This is a genomic window from Parvibaculum sp., from assembly GCF_049672805.1.
Lineage (GTDB): Bacteria > Pseudomonadota > Alphaproteobacteria > Parvibaculales > Parvibaculaceae > Parvibaculum.
This window is the reverse complement of the sequence record NZ_JBATWS010000311.1, coordinates 1-8,480: the sequence shown is the minus strand read 5'-3', so window position 1 is coordinate 8,480 and position 8,480 is coordinate 1. Positions and strand designations below refer to the sequence as shown.

11 protein-coding genes are annotated in these 8,480 nt (G+C 59.7%); 8 read left to right on the top strand and 3 right to left on the bottom strand.

What is annotated here, in order from left to right:
- The coding region (locus WBF74_RS09895; RefSeq protein ID WP_424438917.1) for an AMP-binding enzyme at nt 1–306 on the top strand (306 nt) is incomplete at its 5' end.
- A 76-nt stretch (nt 307–382) separates the two neighbouring features.
- On the opposite strand, the gene WBF74_RS09890 is transcribed toward WBF74_RS09895, so the two are convergent.
- Nucleotides 383–559: a YdcH family protein gene (locus tag WBF74_RS09890; RefSeq protein ID WP_424438914.1), complete on the bottom strand. Its 177-nt coding sequence runs from the start codon at nt 557–559 to the stop codon at nt 383–385.
- A gap of 110 nt (nt 560–669) precedes the next feature.
- Between WBF74_RS09890 and WBF74_RS09885 the strand changes: the two genes are divergently transcribed.
- Together WBF74_RS09885 and WBF74_RS09880 are read left to right on the top strand one after the other, a co-directional pair.
- On the top strand, nt 670–1,296 hold the full coding sequence (locus WBF74_RS09885) for a UbiX family flavin prenyltransferase (RefSeq protein WP_424438911.1): 627 nt from the start codon (nt 670–672) through the stop codon (nt 1,294–1,296).
- 101 nt (nt 1,297–1,397) lie between these two features.
- Nucleotides 1,398–1,604, top strand: a complete 207-nt coding sequence (locus WBF74_RS09880) for a YdcH family protein (RefSeq protein ID WP_424438908.1) — start codon at nt 1,398–1,400, stop codon at nt 1,602–1,604.
- Between the two features lie 11 nt (nt 1,605–1,615).
- On the opposite strand, the gene WBF74_RS09875 is transcribed toward WBF74_RS09880, so the two are convergent.
- The gene (locus WBF74_RS09875) at nt 1,616–2,332 is read right to left on the bottom strand and encodes a GGDEF domain-containing protein (RefSeq protein ID WP_424438905.1); all 717 of its coding nucleotides are present in this window, start codon (nt 2,330–2,332) and stop codon (nt 1,616–1,618) included.
- A 79-nt stretch (nt 2,333–2,411) separates the two neighbouring features.
- Nucleotides 2,412–3,329 (bottom strand): M23 family metallopeptidase, encoded by a 918-nt coding sequence (locus tag WBF74_RS09870; protein ID WP_424438902.1) that lies wholly within the window; start codon nt 3,327–3,329, stop codon nt 2,412–2,414.
- Nucleotides 3,330–3,489: 160 nt separating this feature from the next.
- Between WBF74_RS09870 and WBF74_RS09865 the strand changes: the two genes are divergently transcribed.
- The 5 genes from WBF74_RS09865 to WBF74_RS09845 all read left to right on the top strand — a co-directional run.
- The gene (locus tag WBF74_RS09865; protein ID WP_424438899.1) at nt 3,490–4,560 is read left to right on the top strand and encodes a pectin acetylesterase-family hydrolase; all 1,071 of its coding nucleotides are present in this window, start codon (nt 3,490–3,492) and stop codon (nt 4,558–4,560) included.
- Between the two features lie 246 nt (nt 4,561–4,806).
- The gene (locus WBF74_RS09860) at nt 4,807–5,253 is read left to right on the top strand and encodes an RrF2 family transcriptional regulator (protein ID WP_424438896.1); all 447 of its coding nucleotides are present in this window, start codon (nt 4,807–4,809) and stop codon (nt 5,251–5,253) included.
- 59 nt (nt 5,254–5,312) lie between these two features.
- A complete protein-coding gene (locus WBF74_RS09855; RefSeq protein WP_424438893.1) occupies nt 5,313–6,335 on the top strand; it encodes a sulfate ABC transporter substrate-binding protein in 1,023 nt (340 codons plus the stop codon).
- Nucleotides 6,336–6,395: 60 nt separating this feature from the next.
- Nucleotides 6,396–7,808: an OprO/OprP family phosphate-selective porin gene (locus WBF74_RS09850; protein WP_424438890.1), complete on the top strand. Its 1,413-nt coding sequence runs from the start codon at nt 6,396–6,398 to the stop codon at nt 7,806–7,808.
- Between the two features lie 203 nt (nt 7,809–8,011).
- Nucleotides 8,012–8,480: redoxin domain-containing protein (locus WBF74_RS09845; protein WP_424438887.1), on the top strand; the 469-nt coding region annotated here is incomplete at its 3' end.

The following is an 8,480-nucleotide window of genomic DNA, read 5'->3' as shown; positions in this document are numbered from 1 at the left end:
GACATCATCATTTCGGGCGGCGAGAACATTTCCTCCATCGAAGTGGAAGATACGCTCTACAAGCATCCAGACATTCTGGAAGCAGCCGTTGTTGCCAAGCCGGATGAGAAATGGGGTGAGACGCCCTGCGCCTTTGTCACGCTGAAGAAAGGCTCAACGCTGACCGAACAGGATGTCATCGACTGGTGCCGCGCAAATCTCGCGCACTTCAAATGTCCGAAAACAGTGATCTTCACCGATCTGCCCAAAACCTCGACGGGCAAGGTGCAGAAATTCAAGCTGCGCGACGAAGCAGAAAAGCTCTGACATAGAAAACGCCGGGCTTCTGGCCCGGCGCTGAACATTTGTTGACGGACAATTCCGTTGAAGGTTGTCCGGATTGTCAGGCTGCTTTTTGCAGGATCAGTCTTTCGATTTCTTCCTTCAGCCTGAGTTTCTGTTTCTTCAGTTCAGCGATATGAAGATCATCGCTGGCGGGAAGCTGGAGCTGTCTTTCAATCTCCTTTTCCAATGCCTTGTGACGATCACGAAGCTCGGCAATGTGTGACTCCAACGCCATATCATCCCGTCCTTTCGTTAAGCCAGAACTCCGGGAAGTGTGGCGTTTTTTTTGGCTCTTGTCGAACGCCTCTCGCAAAAGACCGGCCGTCCGTGTAAATGTCTGGAATTATGGTTGAGAAAAACTCTGGTTCTTCCCAGAACCGCCGTCTCATTGTGGGCATTTCGGGCGCCTCGGGCGTGGCCTATGGGGTGCGCCTGCTTGAACTTCTGAAAGAGGCGGGCGTCGAGACCCATCTCGTCATGACCAAGGCGGCCGAGATGACGCTCGGCTACGAAACCGGCCTCAAACCGCGCGACGTGGAAGCCCTCGCGCATACCCGCTACCGGATCGAGGATATAGGCGCCGGCATCGCAAGCGGCTCCTTCAGAACGCTCGGCATGATCGTCGCGCCCTGTTCCATCCGCACCATGTCCGAAATTGCGACAGGCGTGACTTCCTCGCTCCTCACCCGCGCGGCGGATGTGGTGCTGAAGGAACGTCGCCGCCTCGTGCTGATGGTGCGCGAAACCCCGCTCCATACCGGGCATCTGCGCACCATGACGCAGCTTTCCGAAATGGGTGCCATCATCGCGCCGCCCGTGCCGGGCCTTTATGCAAAGCCCGCCACCATTGACGAACTCGTCACCCAGACCGTTGCCCGTGCACTCGATCTTTTCGATCTCGACATTGATGTGACGAAGCGCTGGGGCGAAGACCTGACAGATGGTCGGCGCAGCCCCGTCCGCCGCGATTAGGGCAGACGCCTTTCCACGAGCTTCCTGCTTGTTTCATCCGGGGCCGACGCGTTAAAACCGTTCCGGGCTGGGTTGGACAATGCCCCGGCAGGCGGGTGGAAATGACGGAGCAGGAAGAACAGGAGTTGAGGGCAACACTCGCCGCGCTGCGCGTGGAACATCGCGACCTCGATAGCGCCATCTATGCGCTCGAAGCCCTTCCCAATCTCGACCAGCTTCAGATCAAGCGTCTGAAAAAGAAGAAGCTGCAGCTCCGCGACCGCATTCAGGAAATCGAAGACACTCTGCTGCCCGACATCATCGCCTGAGCGGCAATGGCTCAGATGCCCTTGCGCTTCGCCTCATACATGGCGCGGTCCGCCCGGGCGAGAGCATCATCCGGCCCGTCATCGCCGGTGAAGGAAATGGCACCCACCGAAATTGAAAGCGGTATCTCGATCTCATCCAGATGAAGCGGCGTCGCGCGCACTGTCTCGGCGAGAGAAAGAGCCTTTGCCTTTGCCGTCTTCTCGTCAGCCCGCGCGAGAATAAGCCCAAGCTCATCACCACCCAGACGGCCCAGAATGTCGGTTTCGCGCACATTGGCGAGAATGACATTGGCCAGATGATGCAGCACCGCATCGCCCGCTGCATGGCCATGTGTGTCATTGACCTGCTTGAAATTATCGAGATCGAAATAGACCAGCCCCGCCGGTTCGTCATAGCGCCGCGCATAGGACGCAACGCGGGAAAGCTCGCGCACAAAGGCCCGGCGATTGAGTACAGGGATCAGCGGATCACGGTCGGCCAGTTCCTCGCTCTCGCGAAGCCGCTCCTGCAAAGCGGCCATGTCGCGGCGAAGGGCAGCTACTTCGCCCATGAGCTGCATCAGCGCATCGCGTACGCGCGGCGTCAGCTCTTCTTCGGGAATCCCCATGATGCTGGCGCTGTCAGATACGCGGTGACCTGTTGAGGTTTCCCGCGCCCGACCTGACACCCGCTCGCGCGAAGAAAGGGCCGCAACCGGACGGGTGGGCTTGCTGTCCCCGATTTTCATCCGCGCCTCCCCCTCCTGCTTCGCCTCGCAAGAATGCAGGATGCCATTCTTCTGTGTGAAGCGCCATGCCGGACGGCTCTCAGGGGGCGGCAGAGGGCCGGGAATATATCCGGTTTCGGATCGGAACCGCGCCATCAAAGGCAACCTGCACGCCCTCTCCCGTTTCGGCATTATAGGCATGGACATGAAGATGCGGCTCGCTCGTATTGCCCGAATTGCCGACACGGCCGATGAAATCACCCTCGGCAAGCCGCTCGCCCTCAACCACCGTGATGCTGCCCTGCTTCAGATGCGCAAGCATGATCCGAAGCCCGTCACAGGCGATGATGACATGGTTGCCGGGCGGATTTTCCGGATCCATCCGGGGCGGCACCAGATCCGGCACGCCATCCCTTACGACGACCACCCTGCCCGCGCAGGGGCTTACCACACGCGCCCCGAAAATCGCGTAACCCGTCACCTCTTCCGGCAGAAGACCTGATGCCCGAAAGCCGGCCGGACCAAGCGCGACAATATCCGCCGCATGGCGCTGCTCCCTGTGGCCGTGATGATGATTGAGGAGAGAGTGGTTTCCGCCCTGCCCCACAATGAACGGTCCACCCTCAAGCGGGAAGGCAAGCGCGCGGGGCGTCGGGCCTGAAACCAGTCCCGAACCAATCCAGACGAGAACGCCCGCAAATGCGGCAATGGTGAGGAGCGCCACAGGCCGCGCCTTCCAGAGCGGCAGAGACGCCTCCGCGCGCCACGGCCGCCGCACATGCCGAAGAAACGAAACGATCGTCGCAAGGGCGAGCAGCAAAGCCAGCGCATAGAAGGTGTAGAGGCCCGCTATGTCCCACCGCCCGACAAGCATGATCAGCGCAAGCACGACGGCTGCTTCCAGCAGGGAAAGAAGCCAGTGGCTAAAGGACGGGTCATCCAGACGGAACAGTCTCCCGATATAGAAAAGCGGCAGCAGCACCGTGAGAGCGAGAACGAGAAGAAGCAGCAGATACATGGCAAGGCTCCGTCAAAGCCCCTCTTTCACCCTGACGGCTTAAGCCGCCGGATGAAAGAAGGAACGCATGTAAATCCTTCGCCTTGGCACCCGGGGGCACCGCCCTGTAGAGTCGTTCACATAATCAGGTCCGTAAAGAGGCCATTCAGGGGGAGACGCTATGAGATTTTTCACCGCACTTGCCGCCATCGCCATCAGCCTCGCCTTCACCGGAACGCAAGCAGGCGCGGCAGAGGGCAGCTGGACGACCATTGAACCGGGCGGCGAAACATCCTGCGCCACCGGCACGCCTTACAGCTTCCATGTGAAGCCGGGAGACGGAGCGGATGCAGAAAAGCTCCTCCTGTTTCTGAACGGCGGCGGTGCTTGCTGGGCGGGCGATCTCTGTATTCCCGAGAGCGAACCCTCAGCCTATGTTCCTTATGCGGATGTTCCTCCAAACGATCCGCGCGGCCAGAAGGGCGTTTTCGATCTCACCAACCCCGAAAACCCGGTTTCTTCGTGGACGCATGTCTATGCATCCTATTGCACAGGCGATGTGCATATCGGCAACCGCGATGTCACCTACAAGACTTCTGGGGGCACTGACCTCACGATCCGCCATCGCGGGCGGACCAATGTCGAGGCCGTTCTTGCCTGGGTCTATGACAATGTGAAAACGCCAAAGCGCATCATCGTTGCAGGCTCCAGTGCGGGGGCGATTGCTGCTCCTCTCTATGCAGCCGAAGTTGCGCATCACTATCCCTCGGCGGAAGTCATCGCGCTTGCGGATGGCGCAGGTGGTTACCGCGATGAAAAAGTCTCCGGCCTGATCGAAAATTGGGGCTTCTGGGATGGCGCGCCGGAATGGACCACCGCAATCCCCCGCGAGAGCGCAACCTTTGAGGATATTGACCGCGCTGCCGCAGCCCATGCCCCGAACATGCGCTTCACCGAATTCGACACGGCCTATGACAGCGTGCAGGAAATGTTCCTGCGCCTTCTCGGTAATGAGGCACCGCTCTACCCGCTGCTTCAGAAGAACCGTGACGAACTCGCCGATGCGATACCGGGCTTCCAGAGCTATACGGCGCGCGGCACGGCGCACACGCTGCTCCGGTATCCCTGGTTCTACACGTTCGAGGAAGAAGGCGTGAGGACGGTGGACTGGTTCCGCGCCCTCGCCAATGGCGAGAATGTGGAAAGTGTGAGCTGCCGCGAGCCGGAGATTTGCGCCCTGCCCGGTGAATAATCTGAAAAGTTTTCGAAAAATTTTGTCGCCAGATCGGGGCGGATCTTCTCAAGGTCCGCCCTCTCTGCGTCCGTGGCCGACGCATCTCCCCATAAGCCCGCAGGAATCCTCACGATTTCCCCAATCCCCTCTCCTTTCACATTACACAAGATAATTATGTTATTATAATTTACATGCGAAATTTGTTGTGAAATTCTTGTTGACGCGGAAAATCGTTCGTGAATACCCTACTCACCAGATAGAGAAATGTTGTCACAGAAAGCCAAATACGCGCTGAAGGCCATGATCGCACTGGCAGCCGAGAAAGACGGCGAATTGCTCCAGGCAGCGGACATAGCGGAGAGGCAGAACGTGCCCCGGAAGTTTCTGGAGCTGATTCTGCTCGACCTGCGCAAAAACGGGTTCGTCCGCAGCCAGCGCGGCAAGCTGGGCGGGTACGCCCTGGCAAAGCCGGCCGATGCAATTACCTTCGGCCAGATCATTCGCATCATGGATGGGCCGCTTGCGCCCATTCCCTGTGCGAGCCTCACCGGTTATCGGCGTTGTGCCGATTGCCGAGACGAAAAGGCCTGCGCCGTCCGGAGGACGATGCGGGAAGTCCGGGACGCGGCGGCAGCCATCCTCGACGGGATGACATTGTCCGACGCCATCGGGCCGGAAGCAGCTTCTATTCAGGCGGCAACCGGGCTCTGAGCCGAAAAAATTTTGCGGCTAATCACTACTGATTTGATCGACATATACGGAGACCAAAAATGAGCTTCACCAATTTGACCCGGCGCTCCGCCCTGCTTCTTGGCGGCCTCGCCCTCCTTGTCGGCACGACCTTCGAGGTCCACGCCCAGACCAATCTTATCAACGTTTCATACGACCCGACCCGCGAACTCTACCGGGAATTCAACGCCTCCTTCATCGAGCACTGGAAGAAGGAAACCGGCGAGACCATCACCATCGAACAGTCGCATGGCGGCTCCGGCAAGCAGGCCCGCGCCGTTGTGGACGGGCTGCAGGCCGATGTGGTGACACTCGCCCTTGCAGGCGACATCGATGAAGTCGCGGAAGCCGGCCTCCTGCCGAAAGACTGGCAGACCCGCCTCCCCGAGAACTCTTCGCCCTACACCTCGACCATCGTGCTCCTCGTCCGCAAGGGCAATCCGAAGCAGATCAAGGACTGGGACGATCTCGCAAAGCCCGGCATCCAGGTCATCACGCCCAATCCGAAAACCTCCGGTGGTGCACGCTGGAACTATCTCGCCGCCTATGCCTATGCGCTTGAAAACTACGGCAATGACGATGCCAAGGCGCGGGAATTTGTCAGCAAGATCTACAAGAACGTGCCAGTGCTCGACACGGGCGCCCGTGGCTCCACCACCACCTTCGTGCAGCGCGGTATCGGCGACGTCTTCATCTCTTGGGAAAACGAAGCCTTCCTCGCTCAGGCTGAATTCCCCGGCCAGTTCGAGATCATCGTTCCCTCGATCTCCATCCTTGCCGAGCCGCCTGTGACGGTGGTTGACAAGAATGCCGACCGCAAGGGCACCCGCAAGGTCGCGGAAGCCTATCTCCAGTACCTCTATTCGCCTGAAGGCCAGCGCATCGCGGCGAAGAACTACTACCGCCCGCGCTTCCCGGAACATGCCGCAAAGGAAGATGCGGAACGTTTCGTGGATGTGAAGCTCTTCACCATCGACGACAAGTTCGGCGGCTGGGTGAAGGCACAGCCGGAGCACTTTGGCGATGGCGGTGTGTTCGACCAGATCTACCAGCCCGGCCGCTAAGCCTGGCTCCTCTCAACCACGCAGATTTTTCAGTAGCTGCGACTTTCGGGGGCAACCCACATGAATATCCAGAAAAGCAATACTACCAAGACTTTTAAGTCCGCCCTTTTCCTGAGCACGGCGCTAATCGGCGCCGTGCTCACGGGGCCGGCCCTCGCGGGCCAGCCGATCGATGCGCGGGTGCAGAAGCTCGAGGCCACCATCCTCGAACTGCAGCGCGAACTCGATACCGTGAAGCAGGAACAGGCAGCCATTGCAGCAAAGCCGGCAGCTGCTGAATCCAACGTTGTCTTCAAGGGCGGTCCCGCCTTTGAAGCGGCAGACGGAAGCTGGTCCTTCAAGGTGCGCGGCCGCATCGAGGCGGACGCAGCCTTCTACGACAAGGACGGCGGTAACAATCCCGTCGATCTGAATGACGGCACAGAACTGCGCCGCGCGCGTATCGGTGTCGAAGGCAAGTTCGCGAAGGATTACCTCTATCGCCTTGAGGCCGATTTCGCGAAGGCCAGCCGTAACGACAACACCGGCAACGAAGTGGACGTGAAGGACGCCTTCATCGCCTATACCGGTCTGCCGAATACCCGCATCACGGTCGGCCAGCACAAGACGCCGAACTCGCTTGAGCAGCTTGTCGGCTCGGCAGATCTCGTCTTTGCAGAACGTCCGCTCGCGGTTGAAGCCTTCAACCATCGCCTGACGGCTGGTGGCGACTTCAAGGCCGGTGTGTCGGTCGGTTACACTGGTGAGAACTACACCCTCACCACAGGTGTTTTCGGTTCGAACTTCGCCGTGAACAGCAACACCGCTGGCGGCGCTGCAAACGACGAAGGCTGGGGCGTGCACGGCCGCGCCACCTGGGCCCCGATCCAGGAAAAGGGCAAGGTGCTTCACCTCGGCGCCTCGGGCTACTGGCGTGACGCCGGCGGCCAGAACGGCTTCGGCGGCACCTCCGTCCGCTTCCGCTCCACACCGGAAGTCTCCGCTGTTGACAGCTCGCGCTTTGTCGATACAGGCAACCTCCCTGCCGACACCTACACCTCCTATGGCGCAGAACTTGGCGGCGTCTGGGGCCCCTTCCACGCGCAGGCTGAATATCTCACGACTTCGGTTGATCAGACGGCCGGCCTTGGCAGCCTCGATTTCGACGGCGGCTATGTCCAGCTCGGCTACGTGCTGACGGGCGAAAGCCGTAATTACAAGAACGGCCTCTTCTCCCGCGTGAAGCCCACCAATCCCTTCTCGCTGTCGAATGGCGGCGCGGGTGCGTGGGAAGTCGCAGCGCGCTTCAGCACCGTTGACCTCAATGACGGTGCAGTCCTTGGCGGCTCGCAGGACAACTATGCAGGTGCCATCAACTGGTATCTGAACGACAGCCTGCGTATCGGCCTCAACTATGTGAACTTCGATGCAGAACGCGCTGGCGTGACCACCAAAGGCAACGCCATCGTCACCCGCATCGGCGTGACCTGGTAACGATCCTCCCTGCGGATGGGGCGGAGTCTGGACCGCCCATCCGAACTGCCGGGTTGCTGAAGCAAGGGCCCTTGTCGCTCGAGCATGACAAAGCTTCATGTGCTTCCTCGCAACAACGCCGTCACACTCGACCCCACCCGGTAAGGGATCGCGTTTCGGCAACCCGGACCTTTTCCCATCATGAAAGCAAACAGGAGGCCAGAATGACATTGCAGCTCGGCGATATCGCACCTGACTTCGAAGCCCGCACCACTGAAGGCCTGATCCGGTTTCATGAATGGCTTGGCAATAGCTGGGGCATTCTCTTCTCCCACCCCCGCGACTTCACACCCGTTTGCACCACCGAACTTTCCGTCGTCTCGCAGCTCAAGCCGGAATTTGACAAGCGCAACGTCAAGGCCATTGGCCTGTCGGTTGATCCGCTGCACCGGCACCGCCGCTGGGCTGACGACATCCGCGATTATGGAGGCGTCGGCCTCAACTTCCCGATCATTGGCGACGATCATCAAACAGTCGCGCAGCTCTACGGCATGATCCATCCTGCCCATGACGAGCTTTACACCGTGCGCAGCGTTTTCGTGATCGGCCCGGACAAGAAGATCCGCCTCACCCTGACCTATCCGCAGACAACGGGACGGAACTTCGACGAGATTCTTCGCGTTATCGATTCCC

Coding starts and splice junctions, on each gene's coding strand:
- WBF74_RS09890 (WP_424438914.1), bottom strand. CDS start 559: ATGGCGTTGGAGTCACACATTGCCGAGCTTCGTGATCGTCACAAGGCA.
- WBF74_RS09885 (WP_424438911.1), top strand. CDS start 670: ATGGTTGAGAAAAACTCTGGTTCTTCCCAGAACCGCCGTCTCATTGTG.
- WBF74_RS09880 (WP_424438908.1), top strand. CDS start 1,398: ATGACGGAGCAGGAAGAACAGGAGTTGAGGGCAACACTCGCCGCGCTG.
- WBF74_RS09875 (WP_424438905.1), bottom strand. CDS start 2,332: ATGAAAATCGGGGACAGCAAGCCCACCCGTCCGGTTGCGGCCCTTTCT.
- WBF74_RS09870 (WP_424438902.1), bottom strand. CDS start 3,329: ATGTATCTGCTGCTTCTTCTCGTTCTCGCTCTCACGGTGCTGCTGCCG.
- WBF74_RS09865 (WP_424438899.1), top strand. CDS start 3,490: ATGAGATTTTTCACCGCACTTGCCGCCATCGCCATCAGCCTCGCCTTC.
- WBF74_RS09860 (WP_424438896.1), top strand. CDS start 4,807: ATGTTGTCACAGAAAGCCAAATACGCGCTGAAGGCCATGATCGCACTG.
- WBF74_RS09855 (WP_424438893.1), top strand. CDS start 5,313: ATGAGCTTCACCAATTTGACCCGGCGCTCCGCCCTGCTTCTTGGCGGC.
- WBF74_RS09850 (WP_424438890.1), top strand. CDS start 6,396: ATGAATATCCAGAAAAGCAATACTACCAAGACTTTTAAGTCCGCCCTT.